At 70.6% G+C, this 16156-nt stretch carries 15 protein-coding genes; 14 read left to right on the forward strand and 1 reads right to left on the reverse strand.

Going from position 1 to position 16156, the window contains the following annotated elements; all coding sequences use genetic code 11:
• Positions 1-52 precede the first annotated feature (52 nt).
• From ACFU8Q_RS27880 to ACFU8Q_RS27900, 5 genes are all read left to right on the forward strand, one after another.
• Entirely contained in the window at positions 53-976 is a 924-nt protein-coding gene (locus ACFU8Q_RS27880; protein WP_384458597.1) for an ABC transporter permease, read from the forward strand.
• Positions 969-1943: an ABC transporter permease gene (locus ACFU8Q_RS27885; RefSeq protein WP_384458599.1), complete on the forward strand. Its 975-nt coding sequence runs from the start codon at positions 969-971 to the stop codon at positions 1941-1943. The genes ACFU8Q_RS27880 and ACFU8Q_RS27885 overlap by 8 nt, the downstream gene beginning before the upstream one ends.
• A 13-nt stretch (positions 1944-1956) precedes the next feature.
• A complete protein-coding gene (locus tag ACFU8Q_RS27890; protein ID WP_384458601.1) occupies positions 1957-2934 on the forward strand; it encodes an ABC transporter ATP-binding protein in 978 nt (325 codons plus the stop codon).
• Positions 2924-4165, forward strand: a complete 1242-nt coding sequence (locus ACFU8Q_RS27895; protein WP_384458603.1) for an ABC transporter ATP-binding protein — start codon at positions 2924-2926, stop codon at positions 4163-4165. The genes ACFU8Q_RS27890 and ACFU8Q_RS27895 overlap by 11 nt, the downstream gene beginning before the upstream one ends.
• 198 nt (positions 4166-4363) lie before the next feature.
• A complete protein-coding gene (locus ACFU8Q_RS27900; protein WP_384458605.1) occupies positions 4364-5365 on the forward strand; it encodes a hypothetical protein in 1002 nt (333 codons plus the stop codon).
• A gap of 16 nt (positions 5366-5381) precedes the next feature.
• On the opposite strand, the gene ACFU8Q_RS27905 is transcribed toward ACFU8Q_RS27900, so the two are convergent.
• On the reverse strand, positions 5382-7514 hold the full coding sequence (locus tag ACFU8Q_RS27905) for a prolyl oligopeptidase family serine peptidase (protein ID WP_384458607.1): 2133 nt from the start codon (positions 7512-7514) through the stop codon (positions 5382-5384).
• Positions 7515-7688: 174 nt separating this feature from the next.
• Here ACFU8Q_RS27905 and ACFU8Q_RS27910 point away from each other — a divergent pair, with 174 nt between their 5' ends.
• The 9 genes from ACFU8Q_RS27910 to ACFU8Q_RS27950 all read left to right on the forward strand — a co-directional run bounded on the left by ACFU8Q_RS27910 (position 7689) and on the right by ACFU8Q_RS27950 (position 16121).
• Entirely contained in the window at positions 7689-7883 is a 195-nt protein-coding gene (locus ACFU8Q_RS27910; RefSeq protein WP_093896879.1) for a hypothetical protein, read from the forward strand.
• 79 nt (positions 7884-7962) lie between these two features.
• The gene (mshB, locus tag ACFU8Q_RS27915) at positions 7963-8952 is read left to right on the forward strand and encodes an N-acetyl-1-D-myo-inositol-2-amino-2-deoxy-alpha-D-glucopyranoside deacetylase (RefSeq protein WP_384458609.1); all 990 of its coding nucleotides are present in this window, start codon (positions 7963-7965) and stop codon (positions 8950-8952) included.
• Positions 8949-9395, forward strand: a complete 447-nt coding sequence (locus ACFU8Q_RS27920; protein ID WP_384458611.1) for a DUF6113 family protein — start codon at positions 8949-8951, stop codon at positions 9393-9395. Before mshB ends, ACFU8Q_RS27920 begins: the two co-directional genes overlap by 4 nt.
• Before the next feature lie 430 nt (positions 9396-9825).
• Complete coding sequence (locus ACFU8Q_RS27925; protein ID WP_384458613.1) at positions 9826-11688, forward strand: hypothetical protein; 1863 nt, start codon at positions 9826-9828, stop codon at positions 11686-11688.
• Positions 11689-11896: 208 nt separating this feature from the next.
• The gene (locus ACFU8Q_RS27930) at positions 11897-12835 is read left to right on the forward strand and encodes an ABC transporter ATP-binding protein (protein WP_384458615.1); all 939 of its coding nucleotides are present in this window, start codon (positions 11897-11899) and stop codon (positions 12833-12835) included.
• 62 nt (positions 12836-12897) lie between these two features.
• Positions 12898-13584, forward strand: a complete 687-nt coding sequence (locus ACFU8Q_RS27935; protein WP_384458623.1) for an ABC transporter permease — start codon at positions 12898-12900, stop codon at positions 13582-13584.
• The gene (locus tag ACFU8Q_RS27940) at positions 13581-14765 is read left to right on the forward strand and encodes a sensor histidine kinase (RefSeq protein ID WP_384458617.1); all 1185 of its coding nucleotides are present in this window, start codon (positions 13581-13583) and stop codon (positions 14763-14765) included. Before ACFU8Q_RS27935 ends, ACFU8Q_RS27940 begins: the two co-directional genes overlap by 4 nt.
• Positions 14762-15373 carry a response regulator gene (locus ACFU8Q_RS27945; protein ID WP_384458619.1) on the forward strand — a complete coding sequence of 204 codons (612 nt, stop codon included), beginning with the start codon at positions 14762-14764 and terminating at the stop codon, positions 15371-15373. Before ACFU8Q_RS27940 ends, ACFU8Q_RS27945 begins: the two co-directional genes overlap by 4 nt.
• A 202-nt stretch (positions 15374-15575) precedes the next feature.
• Positions 15576-16121, forward strand: a complete 546-nt coding sequence (locus ACFU8Q_RS27950) for an SMI1/KNR4 family protein (protein ID WP_384458621.1) — start codon at positions 15576-15578, stop codon at positions 16119-16121.
• Positions 16122-16156: the final 35 nt, after the last annotated feature.

The following is a 16156-nucleotide window of genomic DNA, read 5'->3' on the forward strand; positions in this document are numbered from 1 at the left end:
GCGCGTCACTCCCCGGCCCGAGCCTCCGCCCCCGCGACCCCCGGAGCCCTTCATGGGACGTTATGTGATCCGGCGTCTGCTGCAGATGATCCCGGTCTTCTTCGGCGCCACGCTGCTGATCTTCCTCATGGTGAACGTGATGGGCGACCCCATCGCGGGCCTCTGCGGCGAACGCCAGTGCGACCCGGCGACCGCAGCCCGACTCCGCTCGGAATTCGGCCTCGACAAGCCGGTCTGGCAGCAATACGCCACCTACATGGGCAACGTCTTCACCGGAGACTTCGGCACCGCGTTCAACGGGCAGAAGGTCACCGAGCTGATGGGCAGCGCGTTCCCCGTCACCATCCGGCTCACCGTCGTCGCGATCGTCTTCGAAATCGTCATCGGCATCAGCCTCGGCGTCGTCACCGGTCTGCGCCGGGGCCGCCCCGTCGACACCACCGTGCTCATCCTCACCCTGGTCGTCATCTCCGTCCCGACCTTCGTCACCGGTCTCCTGCTCCAGCTCCTCCTCGGAGTGGAGTGGGGTGTCATCAAACCGTCCGTCTCCCCGGAGGCGCCGTTCAACGAGCTCCTCATCCCGGGACTCGTCCTTGCCTCGATCTCCCTGGCGTACGTCACCCGGCTCACCCGGACCTCGATCGCCGAGAACACCCGCGCCGACTACGTCCGTACCGCCGTCGCCAAGGGACTGCCCAGGCGCCGCGTGGTCATCCGGCATCTGCTGCGCAACTCGCTGATCCCCGTCGTCACCTTCATCGGTACGGACGTGGGCGCCCTGATGGGCGGGGCGATCGTCACCGAGCGGATCTTCAACATCCACGGCGTCGGCTACCAGCTCTACCAGGGCATCCTGCGCCAGAACTCCCAGACCGTCGTCGGGTTCGTCACCATTCTGGTCCTCGTGTTCCTGGCGGCGAACCTGATCGTCGACCTGCTGTACGCCGTACTCGACCCGAGGATCCGCTATGCCTGAGCAGACACCGGACGAGGCGATCTCACCGGCCGGCGCGGGAGGCGTCATGGATCTCGCACTGGAAGAGGGCGCGACCCTCGAAAAGACGCCCGGCGGCCCCGAGGGCACCGGCCCCGCCGAGAAGCCGCGCAGTCTGTGGTCCGACGCCTGGCGGGACCTGCGCCGCAACCCGGTCTTCATCATCTCCGCGCTGATCATCCTCTTCCTGGTGATCATCTCGATCTGGCCGTCGCTGATCGCGGACCAGGACCCCCTGAACTGCGACCTGGGCAAGGCCCAGGAGGGCTCCCAGCCCGGCCACCCCTTCGGCTTCGACGGACAGGGCTGCGACGTCTACACCCGCACCGTCTACGGCGCCAGGAACTCCGTCACCGTCGGCGTCTGCGCCACCCTGGGCGTCACCCTGCTCGGCGGCTTCCTCGGCGGCCTGGCGGGATTCTTCGGCGGCTGGTGGGACTCCGTGCTCTCCCGCCTCACCGACGTCTTCTTCGGCATCCCCGTCGTACTCGGCGGCCTGGTCTTCCTCTCCGTCGTCACCAGCTCCACCGTCTGGCCGGTGATCGGCTTCATCGTGCTGCTGGGCTGGCCGCAGATCGCGCGCATCGCCCGGGGCTCCGTGATCACCGCCAAACAGAACGACTACGTACAGGCGGCACGCGCGCTCGGTGCCTCCAACACGCGGATGATGCTTCGCCACATCACGCCGAACGCCATCGCGCCGGTGATCGTCGTCGCGACCATCGCGCTCGGTACGTACATCTCGCTGGAGGCGACCCTCTCGTTCCTCGGCGTCGGCCTGAAACCGCCGGCCGTCTCCTGGGGCATCGACATCTCCGCCGCGTCCCAGTACATCCGCAACGCCCCGCACATGCTGCTCTGGCCCGCCGGAGCGCTGGCGGTCACCGTGCTCGCGTTCATCATGCTCGGCGACGCGGTGCGCGACGCCCTCGACCCCAAGCTGCGCTGAGGAGCCCGCTGCCATGTTGCTCGAAGTGCGCGATCTGCACGTGGAGTTCCACACCCGCGATGGGGTGGCCGGAGCAGTCAACGGGGTCAGTTACTCGGTGGCCGAGGGCGAGACGCTGGCCGTCCTCGGCGAATCCGGCTCCGGCAAGTCGGTCACCGCACAGGCCGTCATGGGCATCCTCGACATGCCCCCCGGGAAGATCAGCGGCGGCGAGATCCTCTTCAAGGACCGCGACCTGCTGAAGATGAAGAAGGACGAGCGCCGGAAGATCCGCGGCCAGGAGATGGCCATGATCTTCCAGGACGCCCTCTCCTCCCTCAACCCCGTGCTCAGCGTGGGGGAGCAGCTCGGCGAGATGTTCGTCGTCCACCGCGGGATGTCCCACAAGGACGCCAAGCGGAAGGCCGTCGAACTGATGGACCGGGTCCGCATCCCGGCCGCGAAAGAACGCGTCGGAAACTATCCGCACCAGTTCTCCGGCGGCATGCGTCAGCGCATCATGATCGCCATGGCGATGGCGCTGGAACCCTCACTGATCATCGCCGACGAACCCACCACCGCCCTCGACGTGACCGTCCAGGCCCAGGTGATGGACCTGCTCGCCGAGCTCCAGCGCGAACTGAACATGGGCCTGATCCTGATCACCCATGACCTCGGCGTGGTCGCGGACGTCGCCGACCACATCGCCGTGATGTACGCCGGCCGGATCGTCGAGACCGCCCCCGTCCACGAGATCTACCGGGCACCCGCCCATCCGTACACCAAGGGTCTGCTCCAGTCGATCCCGCGCCTCGACCAGAAGGGCCAGGAACTGTACGCGATCAAGGGCCTGCCGCCCAACCTGCTGCACATTCCGCCCGGCTGCGCCTTCCATCCGCGCTGCCCGATGGCCCAGGAGATCTGCCGGGGCGAGGTACCGCCGCTGTTCCAGGTGGCCGAGAACCGCGAGAGCGCCTGCTATTTCTGGAAGGAGACGCTCGATGCACGCTGAACCGGGGACCACCCGCGCGGGCGGCGAGCCGATTCTGGAGGTCCGCGATCTCGTCAAGCACTACCCGCTGACCCAGGGCATCCTGATCAAGAAGCAGATCGGCGCCGTCAAGGCGGTCGACGGGGTCTCCTTCGACCTGGCGGCGGGCGAGACGCTCGGCATCGTGGGGGAGTCGGGCTGCGGCAAGTCGACCGTGGCCAGGATGCTGGTCCATCTGGAACAGCCGACGGCCGGCACGGTCAAGTACAAGGGCGAGGACATCACCAAGCTGTCGGGGCGCGCGCTGAAGGCCGTGCGCCGCAACATCCAGATGGTGTTCCAGGACCCGTACACCTCCCTCAATCCCCGGATGACGGTCGGCGACATCATCGGGGAGCCGTACGAGATCCACTCCGAGGTGGCCCCGAAGGGCGATCGGCGCCGCAAGGTCCAGGACCTGCTGGACGTCGTCGGGCTCAACCCGGAGTACATCAACCGCTATCCGCACCAGTTCTCCGGCGGCCAGCGCCAGCGCATCGGCATCGCCCGCGGCCTGGCTCTGAACCCCGAGATCATCGTCGCCGACGAACCCGTCTCCGCCCTCGACGTCTCCGTGCAGGCGCAGGTCGTCAACCTGCTGGACCGGCTCCAGTCGGAGTTCGGGCTGAGTTACGTCTTCATCGCGCACGACCTGTCGATCGTCCGGCACATCTCCGACCGGGTCGGCGTGATGTACCTGGGCCGGATCGTCGAGATCGGCACCGAAGAGCAGATCTACGACCACCCCACGCATCCATACACCCAGGCGCTGCTGTCCGCCGTCCCGGTGCCGGACCCGATGGCGCGCGAGCACCGGGAGCGGATCATCCTGCACGGCGACGTCCCGTCGCCCGCCAACCCGCCCTCCGGCTGCCGATTCCGCACCCGCTGCTGGAAGGCGCGGGAGCGGTGCGCAGTGGAGGTGCCGCTGCTGGCGGTTCCGGCGGTCTTCCGGTTGACGGACACCCCGGCCACGCACGACTCGGCCTGCCACTTCGCGGAGGAGAAGCAGGTGGTGCCGCCGGAGGGGCTGCTGGAGACGCCGGGGGAGCTGCCGACGGAGTCGACGGAAGAACTGCCGGGGGATTCGCCGGAGGGCCTGGCGGGGGAGGACGACGCGGCGGAGAAGGAGGGCGAGGCGGGCTCCTCGGGCGCCATTGGCCAGGAACAGGAAGACGGGCCGTCGCCGTCCGGGAGCAGCCGGGCCGGCTGATCGCGGACGCGTTAACGCGCGGGCAACCCGGCCGTCCCACCTCCGATATACGAACGCGCCACGATGGTCGTCGTACGGCCGTGCGGGTGCCGTGAACCGGCCGGGGGGTCGTCAAGTCCCCCCGGCCGGTTGCCCGTTCAGGCATCATCCCGGTGCCCCTCTTGTCCGGCGGGCGAGGGCCGGGGGAGTATCGATCGCGTGATACTCACGCGCGGAGCAAGGATCACCGGCGCTGTCCTCTGCGTCCTGCTCGCCGTGATCGTCGCGGGCTGGCTCGTACGGGATCTCCAGGCCGTCGACGATCCTGGGCGGTTGTGGAAGTACTGGGCCGGCTACTACGAGATGCGGCCATCGGTGCCGCCCACCACCTCGGCCGACGACGTGATGCTGCTCGTGGCGTATGTGGTCACCGCCGTCGCGGCCCTGCGGTCCTCGGTGGCCGCAACCGCACTGGTCGCCACCGGAGTGGTCACCCTCGGCATGCGGCTCCCCGGACTCTGGAACATCGGCGAGTCCCCGATGGACGCCGCGTACTCCGACGACCTCCGCACCCGCGCCCTCGTCTGTGCCTTCGTGGCACTCGCGGCGGGCGTCGCACTGATCATCACCGCGGGGGCCGGGCGCAGGCCGCCGCGCGACTTCTCCGAGGCCACCCCGGGCCGTCCTGGCCAGGGGGCCGGGGTGATCGCCTTTCTGCTGCTGGGCGCCGCCGGAGCGGTCGTGATCGCCTGGGAGATCCGCCAGGCCGTACGGTTCCCCCAGGTCTACCCCGACTGGTTCCTGGGCGGGAACCGGGCGATGCAGGCGCTGACCGACCCTCCGCCGGGCTGGAGCAGTGCGCTCGTCGCGCTGCTCTGTCTGTACGCGGGGACGAGCGCGCTCAGCCGCGCCGTGCACGCGCGGCCGTTCGGCTTGATCGCGGCCGGTGCGCTGCTGTCCGCCGGCGTGCTGGGAGTGGCCCGCGCCGTGCACTACGACTTCTTTGATCACTTCGGCGACCTGCCGGTCGAGGAGCAACTCACCGTACTGACCTGGCTCTTCGAAGTCATCGCCGGAGTGGTGGTGCTCATCGTGCTGGCCCGGCGGGGCGCCGCGGACACCCCCGCCCAGCCCCACCAGGGGTATGGGCAGGGGTACGGCTATCCGCGGCCCGGCGTCTTCGGCCCGCCGCCCCCGTCCCAGCCGCCGCCGGGCTGGTGACGGGAGACCGGCCGGCTCACGCCCGAAGCCCCAACGACCGCTTCAGGAAGTCCACTTGGAGCAGCAGCAGATTCTCCGCCACCTGCTCCTGCGGCGTCATGTGCGTCACCCCGCTGAGCGGCAGCACCTCGTGCGGGCGCCCCGCCGACAGCAGCGCCGACGACAGCTTCAGCGAGTGCGCGACCACCACGTTGTCGTCCGCCAGACCATGGATGATCATCATCGGTCGGACCTGGTCGGCGGCCCCGGAGAGCCCCTCGTCCGTCAGCACCGAGTTGCGCGCGTACACCTCCGGCTGCTTCGCCGGGTCGCCGAGGTAGCGCTCGGTGTAGTGGGTGTCGTACAGCCGCTGGTCGGTCACCGGAGCGCCCACCACCGCCGCGTGGAAGACGTCCGGCCGCCGCAGCACGGCCAGCGCCGCCAGATAGCCGCCGAACGACCAGCCGCGGATCGCCACCTTGCCGAGATCCAGCGGGAACCGCCCGGCCAGCGCGTGCAGCGCCTCGATCTGATCGTCCACGGTGAGGGCGAGATTGTCCTTGACGGCCTTCTCCCAGCCCGGTGAACGCCCCGGCGCGCCACGGCCGTCCGCGACGACCACCGCGAAGCCCTGATCGGCGAACCACTGTGACGTCAGATGCGGATTGTGGGCGGCGAGCACCCGCCGGCCGTGCGGTCCGCCGTACGGATCCATGAGGACCGGAAGCGGACCGTCCGATTCCTTGTACCCGTCGGGGAGCAGCACGGCGCACGGAATTCGCCGTGCGCCCCCTTCGGTGAGGCGCACCCGTGCCGACAGGACCGGCTCCTGCGCGAAGCTCGCCACGGTGGCGATCCGCTTGCCGTCGCGGAGTACCTCGGCACGGGCCCCCGGCCGTTCCAGGGACTGGGAGACCAGCACCGTCACCCCGCCCGCGCGGACCGCCGAATGCACCCCCGCCCCTTCGGAGATCCGCTCAATGCCCAGTTCGTTGACCCGGTACACATGGCTCTCGCCGATCTCCGGCTCCGCGGCCTCCTCGCCCGCCGACGCCGACACCAGGACATCCGAATCACCGATGTCCAGGACCGCCTGGAGCTGCAACTGCGCCCCGGTCAGCAGCCGGTCGCCGACCGCGAGCACCCGCGCCCCGCCCTCGTCCGCGATCCGCACGAGCCGCCCGTCCGGCGCCCAGGCGGGCACGCCGGGGAAGATTTCCAGCCAGACCGGGTCCTCGTCGACATGCACCGTCCGCGTCGTCCCGGTCTCCGTGTCCACCGCGAGGAACAGCTGGCTCTGCTGGTCACGGGCCTGTACGAGGAGCAGCGGAGCCCCGTCCGACGACCAGTGCACCTGAGCCAGATACGGATGGCGTGCCCGGTCCCAGACCACTTCGGTACGGCTGCCGTCCAGGCCCGTCACGAAGAGCCGCACCTCGGCGTTGGGCGTCCCCGCCGCCGGGTAGGCGACCTCGGCGGGCCTGCGCTCCGGGTGCGCGGGATCCGCGATCCACCACCGCTGTACGGGACTGTCGTCGACCCGGGCGACCAGCAGCCGGTCCGACTCCGGCGACCACCAGAAGCCCCGCGAGCGCTGCATCTCCTCGGCCGCGATGAACTCCGCCAGACCGTACGAGACGTTCTCCCCCTCCGGCTCCGCGAGCGCCCGGTCCCCGTCGCCGTCGGCGCCCACGACGCGCAGCGCACCCTTGGACACGTACGCGATGTGCCGCCCGTCCGGCGAGGGCCGCGGGTCGATCACCGGACCGGGCACCGGCAGCGCCCGCGCCGTACCCGCCCGCAACTCCGCGACGTACACCTTCCCGGAGAGCGCGAACGCGGCCAACTCGGCCGCCGCGTCCACCGCGTAGCCGACGATCCCCGAGGAGCCCTCACGGCTGCGCTCGCGCCGGGCCCGCTCCTGCGCCGACAGCCGCTCCGCCGAACCGCCCAGCAGCGTCCCGGGATCGGCGACGACGCGCTCCTGCGGCGCCCCGCCCTCCGGCAGGTCCAGCACCCACAGCCGGCCCGCCCGGTCCGTGCCCGAGCCGGACCGCAGGAAGATCACCCGCTCACCGTCGGGTGAAACGGTGAACGCACGGGGAGCGCCGAGGGTGAATCGCATGGTCCTGGCGTGCTGGCGGGGAAACGAGATCTTCTGCGAAGTCATGGGCTCGAACCTAGCCCCCGACCACCCGGTCGTGCGCCCCTCGTGCTGCTGTGCCCCGATCAATGCGGTGCGACGGATAGTTATGATCCGTAGCGCTCGGTGGGTATGAACCTGCTGGCTCCGTGTGTGCTGACCGATCCGACCGTACTGATGGACTGATGGAGGTGAACCGCCGTGGCACTCTCGATTTCGGCGGTGGTGCTGCTGGCGATCGTCGTCTTCCTGCTGATCCGGAAATCCGGACTGAAGGGCGGACATGCGGTGGTCTGCGCGCTGCTCGGTTTCTATCTCGCCAGCTCGTCCATTGCACCCAGCATCTCGAACCTGACCACGAATGTGGCAGGCATGATCGGAAGCCTCAAGTTCTGAGCCCCGGTTTCGTGCTTCCACTTGTTGTCGGTCGGTGTGCGGTCAGGGCCCGAGGCGTCCGGCTCGTAGGGTGGTCCCTATGACGGACCATCCCGCCCGGCGTCTGCTCCTGGTGCACGCGCACCCCGACGACGAGTCGATCAACAACGGCGCCACCATGGCCAAGTACGCGGCCGAGGGCGCCCAGGTGACCCTCGTGACCTGCACACTCGGCGAGGAGGGAGAGATCATCCCGCCCGCCCTCGCCCATCTCGCGGCGGACCGGGACGACACCCTGGGCCCCTACCGCCGGGGCGAACTCGCCGCGGCGATGAAGGAGCTGGGGGTCACCGACCACCGCCTCCTCGGCGGCCCCGGCCGCTTCCGCGACTCCGGAATGATGGGCGCCGAGCAGAACCACCGCCCCGGGGCCTTCTGGGCCGCGGACGTGGACGCCGCCGCCGGATACCTCGTGGAGGTGATCCGCTCGGTGCGCCCGCAGGTCCTCGTGACGTACGACCCCGACGGCGGCTACGGGCACCCCGACCACATCCAGGCGCACCGCGTCGCGATGCGGGCGGCGGAGCTGGCCGCCGACCCGGCATACCGCACGGGACCGGACACCCCGCACACCATCGCCAAGATCTACTGGAACCGGGTGCCGCGCTCGGTGGCCGAAGAGGGCTTCGCGCGCCTGCGGGAGACGGCACCGGACGCCTTCCCGGGAATCGCCGCCCTCGACGACGTACCGGGTGTGGTCGACGACACGACGATCACCGCGCGGATCGACGGCTCGGCCCACGCGGCCGCCAAGAGTGCCGCGATGCGGGCCCATGCCACCCAGATCATCGTGGACGGACCCTTCTTCGCTCTCTCCAACGACCTCGGCCAGCCCGTCTTCACCACCGAGTACTACGAGTTGGTACGCGGCTCCTCCGGGGCCCCTCAAGGGGCCCGTGAGGACGACCTGTTCGCCGGGCTGCCGGAAGCGGACGCAGCGGGGGCAGGCCTTCCGGAAGCGCACGCAGCAGGGGCCGACGCACCGGAAGCGGGCGTACACGGAGCCGACGTATCGGGGGCTGAGCGATGAGCGACGGCAAGCAGCGCACACCGCGCACCGGCGCGCCCGCCAGGGACACCGCGGCCACCGGGCTCGCCGCGCCCCTCAACCCCGGGCGGATCGCCGCGTATGCGGGCCTCGCCGTCCTCGGCGTGCTCGTCGGGATTGCCGGGGCACTGGTCCAAGCGGCCTGGTTCCCCGCCGGATTGCTGCTCGCGCTGGCTGCGTGCGCCGGACTGTTCTACGGCGGGCGCTGCGTCTTCGGCACCCAGCTCGGCGCCCTGGCCCCGGCCGCGGGCTGGCTGATTTCGGTCATTGTGCTGCTCGGCGGGCGGCCGGAAGGCGACTATGTCTTCGGCGATGAACTGGGCCTCACCCTCTTCATGCTGGGCGGTATGGCCGTCGCTGTGATCTGTGCCACCATGTCGCGGTCGCCGCGAACGGACGCCGACAGCGGCCGACCTGGCAAGTAATGTGCCACGTCCGATCCCGTAATGCCCCTTGTCCGTCCGGCGGTCGTGCAGGCGTTTCCCCCGGTGGCGGAGTGTCTGTCGGCGACGGCCAGTAAGGTGGTTCGCGCGCCGAGCCGTCCCCAGGCCTGCGGCATGGGGGAAGTACGGGCGGCGGAGCCAATCGGGAGAACCTGCTTTGAGTCGTGAAACTGACAGTTCGTCCTCCGGGCCTCAGGGGCGTGGAGGAGCCGCGTACCCCTCGGGGACGCCGCCGTACGGATCCCGCCAGTATCCGTCGCTGCACCCTTCGCAGGACGCCCCGGAGGGGGCCCCGGAGCCTGCGGATCCGCCTCAGTCCGAAGAGCCGAGGACCGAGACGACGCTGACGACGCGCATCCGGATCAACATCCCGGGCTCGCGTCCCATCCCGCCCGTCGTCATGCGTACGCCCATGAGCGACGCCGACGCCACCGAAGCCGAGCGCACGAGCAGCATCCCGCGCCCCGCCTCGCCCGCGCCGAGCGGTGCGTCGGACCGGGCCGACACCGCACCGGCCGACGGGGCGGGACCCGGTTCGGCGAGGGCGGAGCCGGCTGCCGAGAAGCCGGCCAGGGAGAAGAACGGCGGCGACTGGTTCGCCCCGCGCAAAGCCCCCACGAACACCTCGGTCGTCGGCTCCGGGGCGCCCGGTGGCGCCGACGGCCCCAAGGGCGCCGCGCCCACCCCGCCGCGCGCCGACCTGCCGTACTTCTCGGACGGTCCGCAGCGCACCGGCGAGCAGGACGCGCCCAGCTCCGGCATCAGCGCCCTCGACGACCTCGGCCCCCGCACGTCCGGCGGCCCGCGCCCCACGCCCAACCTCGGCGTGCGTACGCCCGGCCCCTCCGGACCGACCACGGGCGTCACCGGCACGTCGTCCCTGACCCCGAACCTCGAAGGGGCGGGCGGCTTCGGCTCGGCGGGCCCCGGGGGGACCGCGGGCCCACAGAGTCAGGGCCCCGGAGGTTCCGCGGGCCCGCAGGGTCAGGGTTCCGGCGCCCCCGGTGGCGTGCCTCCGCGGATGTCCGACGACACGGCGGTGCTGACGCCCCAGTCGCCCGGCCCGGCCGCTGCCGGCCGGGGCGGCAACGTCTCCGGTGACACGCTCACCAGCGGCATCCCCGTCGTCCCGCCGGAGCACCGCTCGCCGTTCCCGCCTCCGTCCCCGTTCGTGGGCGCGGGCGGCCCCGGCGGTGGACGTCCCGACCTGACGCCCGGTCTCGCGGACGACGCGATGGGCACCGGTCCGGCCGGTCCCGGCGGACCCGCCACCCCGTCGCCCGGTCCCGCCGCGCGCCCCGCCTCGCCGACCCCGCCCGCGAAGAAGAAGGGCCGCTCCAAGCTGGTCCTCCTCTGCGCCGGTGTCGTCGGCCTGGTCGGTGTCGCGTACGGCGCCGGGCTGCTGATGAACCACTCCGACGTCCCCAAGGGCACCACGGTCCTCGGTGTCGACATCGGCGGCGGCACCAAGGAGGAGGGCGTCGCGAAGCTGGACGCCGCCCTCGGCAAGCGCGCCCAGGCCCCCCTCCAGCTGTCCGTGGACGGCAGGAAGACCGAGCTCGCACCGGACAAGGCGGGGCTCGGCCTGGACAGCCAGGAGACCGTGCGCTCGGCCGCGGGCAGCGACTACAACCCGCTCTCCGTCATCGGCTCCCTCTTCGGCAGCAAGCGCGTCGTCGACCCGGTGATCCCGGTGGACGAGGAGAAGCTCGGGGTCGCGCTCACGGACCTGGCGGGCGTCTCCGGCTCGGCCAAGGACGGCACGATCCGCTTCGAACCGGGCAAGGCCGTCGCCGTACCCGGCAAGGCGGGCAAGGCGCTGGACGTCAACCAGTCGCTGATCTCGGTGCGCGACGCGTACCGGGCCCAGGTGGAGACCGGCCGGACGGACACCGTCCAACTGCCGGTCACCAGCCGCGAACCCACCATCAGCCAGGCCGAACTGGACCGGGCGATGAAGGAATTCGCGCAGCCCGCGATGTCCGGCCTGATCACCATCAAGGCCGGTCCCAAGCAGATCCAGTTCGGGCCGGCCAAGTCGCTGCCGAAGATCCTGACGATGGTGCCGGTCAAGGGCCGGCTGGTCGAGCACTACGACAAGAAGGCCATCGACACCCTCTGCGAAGGCGTCTTCGACGGCATCATGGTCACCAAGGGCGACGGCAAGAAGCACCAGCTCAGTGCCGACGACGTGGCGGCCGCCATGCAGACCGCGCTGGTCGGCAGGACTCCCGTCGAGCGGACCGTCACGATCGACCTCGGCGGCAACGGATAACCGCACCCGTACACCGCCCCGCCCCCGTCCGGACCCCCGGCCGGGGGCGGCGCCGTGTCCGGGCGGGCGTGCCTCCCACAGTTCTCCGGACGGCCGCCCGACCGCCTGCCCCGCCACCGGTGTCACGCGCTCCGCATGACATCCGTCATCCCGATTCCACGACCCGCGGCCCTGCCGGGCCCACCCCGCGCTCCGCCACGCTGGACGCATGACAACGACAGCCCCCGAGACCACCGGAGCCAAGACCGCCGTGGTCCGCTTCGACCGGGTCAGCAAGGCGTACGGGACGGTGCGCGCCGTCGACGGACTCACCCTCGATCTGCACCCCGGCGAGACCGTGGCGCTCCTCGGCCCCAACGGCGCCGGAAAGTCCTCCACCCTGGATCTGCTGCTCGGCCTGCGCACCGCGGACTCCGGTTCGGTCCGGGTCTTCGACACCACCCCGCAGGGCGCCATCGCCGCGGGCCGCGTCGGCGCGATGCTGCAGAGCGGCGGCCTGATGGAGGACGTCACGGTCGGGGAGCTCGTCCGCCTCGCCTGCGATCTGCACCCCAGGCCCTGTCCGGTGGGCGAGGTGCTGTCCCGCGCCGGTATCGCGCAGATCGCCGACCGCATGGTCAACAAGCTCTCCGGCGGCCAGGAGCAGCGCGTACGGTTCGCGCTCGCCACCGCCGGGGCCAACGACCTGATCGTCCTCGACGAGCCGACCACCGGCATGGACGTCACGGCCCGCCAGGCCTTCTGGGCCACCATGCGCGAGCAGGCCGAGCAGGGCCGCACCGTCCTGTTCGCCACCCACTACCTCGAAGAGGCCGACGCGATCGCCGACCGCGTCCTCGTGCTCCACAAGGGCCGGCTGCTGGCCGACGGCACCGCCGCCGAGATCAAGGAGAAGGCCGGAGCCCGCCGGATCTCCTTCGAGCTGGAGGGCCCGGTCGACGAGGCGACCCTGCGCGACCTGCCGTTCCTGTCCACGCTCGACATCACCGGCAACCGGGTCCGTATCCAGTCGCACAACGCCGACGCGACCGTCCACGCGGTCTACGGGCTCGGCCTCTACCCGCGCGCACTCGAAGTCGCGGGACTCGGCCTGGAGCAGGCCTTCGTCGCCATCACCGAGGCCGAGGAGGCCAGGAACCAGTGCTGAGTTTCTTCTCGTGGGCCCTCATCCGGCTCGAAGTGACCCGCACCCTGCGGAACAAGAAGTTCATGTTCTTCTCGGTCATCTACCCGTCGGTGATCTACCTGCTGATCTCCGGCACCCGGAACACCACGGACAAGGTCCCGAACAGCGACCTCACTCTCCAGGCCTTCTTCATGGTCTCGATGGCATCCTTCGGCGCGCTGACCGCCGTCCTCATGGGCAACAGCGAACGCATCGCCAAGGAGCGCGAGAAGGGATGGGTCCGCCAGCTCCGGCTCACCGCACTGCCCGGTCGCGGCTATGTCCTGGCGAAGATCGCCAGTGCGGCGATGGTCACCCTGCCCTGCATCGTGGTCGTGTTCCTGGTCGCCGCCACCGTCAAGCACGTACGGCTGGACACCTGGCAGTGGTTCGCGCTGACCGGCGTCATCTGGGCCGGTTCGATGGTCTTCGCCGCGCTCGGGGTCGCCATCGGCTACATCGCCAGCGGCGACGCGGTCCGCCCGATCACGATGATCATCTACTTCGGGCTCTCCATCCTCGGGGGTCTGTGGATGCCCAGCGCGACCTTCCCGCAGTGGCTCCAGAACGTTTCCGAATGGCTGCCCACACACGCGTACGCTTCTCTCGGTCAGGCGATCGAAATGGGCGGGTCGCCGCACGGCAAGGACGTCGCCATCCTCTGCGTCTACTTCCTGATCTTCGCGGGCGGAGCGGCCTGGCTCTACCGGAAGGACACCCTGAAGGCGTGAAGGACGAGGAGGAGTACGTGGGTGTCGGGCGCCCACCGACGGGCCGTCGGCAGGTCTGGATCAAGCTGCTCTGGATCGGTGTCTGGCTCGCGTTCATGAGCGCCCCGGTCAAGGACCTGGCCGACGGCCACCACACCCCGTGGGGCACCGCGCTGGGCGTACTGGGTCTGCTGGTCTTCGTCGGCGCCTATCTGGTGCTGGTCTTCCGTCACACGTCGAACGCCCTCGACCGGCGCGTCGTCCAGTCCTCGATCGCCTTCCTCGGCGCCCTCGCCGTCACCCTCTCCCTGACGCTCGGCACCGCGTGGCTGGTCCTCTTCGTGTACGTGGCGGTCTCCGTCGGCGCCACGCTGCCGCTGCGGACCGCCCGCTGGCTGATCCCCGCGGTCGTCGCCGTCCTGGTTCTCCTCGGCCTCACCGACGACCACCCCCGCGAGATCATCACCGCCCTGGTCTTCCCCGCGCTCCTCGGCGGCTTCGCGATGACCGGCGTACGCCAGATGATCCGTACGACGATCCAGCTCCGCGAGGCCCGCGCGACCGTCGCCCAGCTCGCCGCCAACGAGGAGCGGCTGCGGCTCGCCCGCGATCTGCACGACCTGCTCGGCCACTCGCTCTCGCTCATCACGCTCAAGAGCGAACTGGCCGGGCGGATGCTCCCCGACCACCCGGAGCAGGCCGCCGCGCAGGTCGCGGACATCGAACAGGTCAGCCGCCAGGCCCTGGTCGACGTACGCGGCGCCGTCACCGGCTACCGCCGTCCGACCCTCCCCGGCGAACTGGCCGGAGCCCGTACCGCACTCGCCGCCGCGGGCATCACCGCCGTCGTCCCCGCCGAGGCTCCCGAGGACCTCCCCGAGAAGCCGGAGGAGGTGCTCGCCTGGGCACTGCGCGAAGCCGTCACCAATGTCGTACGTCACAGCGGCGCCCGGCACTGCACCGTCACGCTCGACCGACGCCAGACCCTCGACGGCAAGGTCCTCGAACTCACCGTCGCGGACGATGGCGTCGGTGCTTCGGGAACGGAACCGGGCAACGGTCTCACCGGCATCACCGAACGCCTCGCCACGGTCGACGGCACGCTGATCGCCGCAGCCGGCAACTCCCGCTCCGGATCCGGTAAAGGCTTCACCCTGACCCTGACCGTTCCGCTCGGATCCGGCCTAGGATCCACGGAATGAGCATGATCAGACTCCTCCTCGCCGAGGACCAGTCCATGGTGCGCGAGGCCCTCGCGGCACTCCTCGGCCTGGAACCCGACATCGAGGTGGTGGCGCAGGTCGCCCGCGGGGACGAGGTGCTCACCGCGGCGCACGAGCACCGCATCGACGTGGCGCTCCTGGACATCGAGATGCCGGGCATGACGGGCATCGACGCGGCGGCGGCCCTGCGGCGCGAACTTCCGGCCGTGAAGGTCGTCGTCGTCACCACCTTCGGCCGCCCCGGCTACCTGCGCCGCGCAATGGAGTCGGGCGCCGACGCCTTCCTGGTGAAGGACGCCCCTGCCGCCCAACTGGCCTCGGCAGTACGGAAGGTGCTCGCCGGGGAGCGCGTCATCGACCCCACCCTCGCGGCCGCCGCGCTCGCCGACGGGGCGAACCCGCTCACCGACCGCGAACGCGATGTGCTGCGCACGGCGGCGGACGGCTCCACGAACGCGGAGATAGCGGCCGCGCTCCACCTCTCCCAGGGCACGGTCCGCAACTACCTCTCGATGGCGATCCAGAAACTGGCGGTCCGCAATCGCGCGGAGGCGGTCCGCATCGCCCGCGAGAAGGGCTGGCTGTGAGGTTCCAGCAGTCGGCCCGGCGCTTCGTCGGCCGACGGCCGAACCGTGGCGGGCTCGCGCACCGACGTACTCACCTCGCGGGGCTGCACACGCAGGGACTCGGCGGCTTCGCGCACGCCGATGTCCGGCCGGTCGAAGGCCGGTTGCATCAGCTCGGTCCGGAACTACGGGCGCATCGTGCCTTTTTGCTCCATCGGGTCTCATGACCACCGACGAACCGGCGCGTGTCACCACCGCGTGGAATCGGATACAAGCCTGGCTGCGCGAGCACGCCCCGGCCTCTTACGCCACCCTGCAGTCGGGCGCTACGCCCGAGCAGCTCGCAGAGATCGAGGCGGCGACGGGCAGGGCTCTGCCGCCGGGACTGCAGGCCCTGTGGCTGTGCAGCAACGGCACTGGTGGTCCGATGGCCTGGGGCGACCCGGAAGAGGAAGTCATGGCACGCGCCCTTCTCCCGGAGGGCGACACCTTCGTCTCCGTGGCAGCGGCCCGACTTCTGTACGGCTTCAATACGAGCCTGGATTTCTACGACCGCACGTGGATTCCGTTCGCGGCCTACGACCCCGACGGGTTCACCGGGCTGTTCGTCAACGCCACGCCCGGCGACAGCTACGGACAGGTCGGTCTCTGGAATCACAAGGACCGGACCGTGCCCGAAGGGCCACTGCTGTCGGCGTTCCTCGAGGACGCGGCGGACAAGCTGGAACGAGGCGTATGGCGGCCGCAGTCGCCCGAGGAAGACGACTGACCAGGAATACGCGGCGCCCCCGACCGACCTGGTCG

This window comes from Streptomyces sp. NPDC057543 (assembly GCF_042801895.1).
Taxonomy (GTDB): Bacteria; Actinomycetota; Actinomycetes; order Streptomycetales; family Streptomycetaceae; genus Streptomyces.

Excerpts from the sequence above, each read along its gene's own strand:
- ACFU8Q_RS27880 (WP_384458597.1), top strand. The coding sequence starts at position 53 with ATGGGACGTTATGTGATCCGGCGTCTGCTGCAGATGATCCCGGTCTTC.
- ACFU8Q_RS27885 (WP_384458599.1), top strand. The coding sequence starts at position 969 with ATGCCTGAGCAGACACCGGACGAGGCGATCTCACCGGCCGGCGCGGGA.
- ACFU8Q_RS27890 (WP_384458601.1), top strand. The coding sequence starts at position 1,957 with ATGTTGCTCGAAGTGCGCGATCTGCACGTGGAGTTCCACACCCGCGAT.
- ACFU8Q_RS27895 (WP_384458603.1), top strand. The coding sequence starts at position 2,924 with ATGCACGCTGAACCGGGGACCACCCGCGCGGGCGGCGAGCCGATTCTG.
- ACFU8Q_RS27905 (WP_384458607.1), bottom strand. The coding sequence starts at position 7,514 with ATGACTTCGCAGAAGATCTCGTTTCCCCGCCAGCACGCCAGGACCATG.
- mshB (WP_384458609.1), top strand. The coding sequence starts at position 7,963 with ATGACGGACCATCCCGCCCGGCGTCTGCTCCTGGTGCACGCGCACCCC.
- ACFU8Q_RS27920 (WP_384458611.1), top strand. The coding sequence starts at position 8,949 with ATGAGCGACGGCAAGCAGCGCACACCGCGCACCGGCGCGCCCGCCAGG.
- ACFU8Q_RS27925 (WP_384458613.1), top strand. The coding sequence starts at position 9,826 with ATGAGCGACGCCGACGCCACCGAAGCCGAGCGCACGAGCAGCATCCCG.
- ACFU8Q_RS27930 (WP_384458615.1), top strand. The coding sequence starts at position 11,897 with ATGACAACGACAGCCCCCGAGACCACCGGAGCCAAGACCGCCGTGGTC.
- ACFU8Q_RS27935 (WP_384458623.1), top strand. The coding sequence starts at position 12,898 with ATGTTCTTCTCGGTCATCTACCCGTCGGTGATCTACCTGCTGATCTCC.
- ACFU8Q_RS27945 (WP_384458619.1), top strand. The coding sequence starts at position 14,762 with ATGAGCATGATCAGACTCCTCCTCGCCGAGGACCAGTCCATGGTGCGC.
- ACFU8Q_RS27950 (WP_384458621.1), top strand. The coding sequence starts at position 15,576 with ATGACCACCGACGAACCGGCGCGTGTCACCACCGCGTGGAATCGGATA.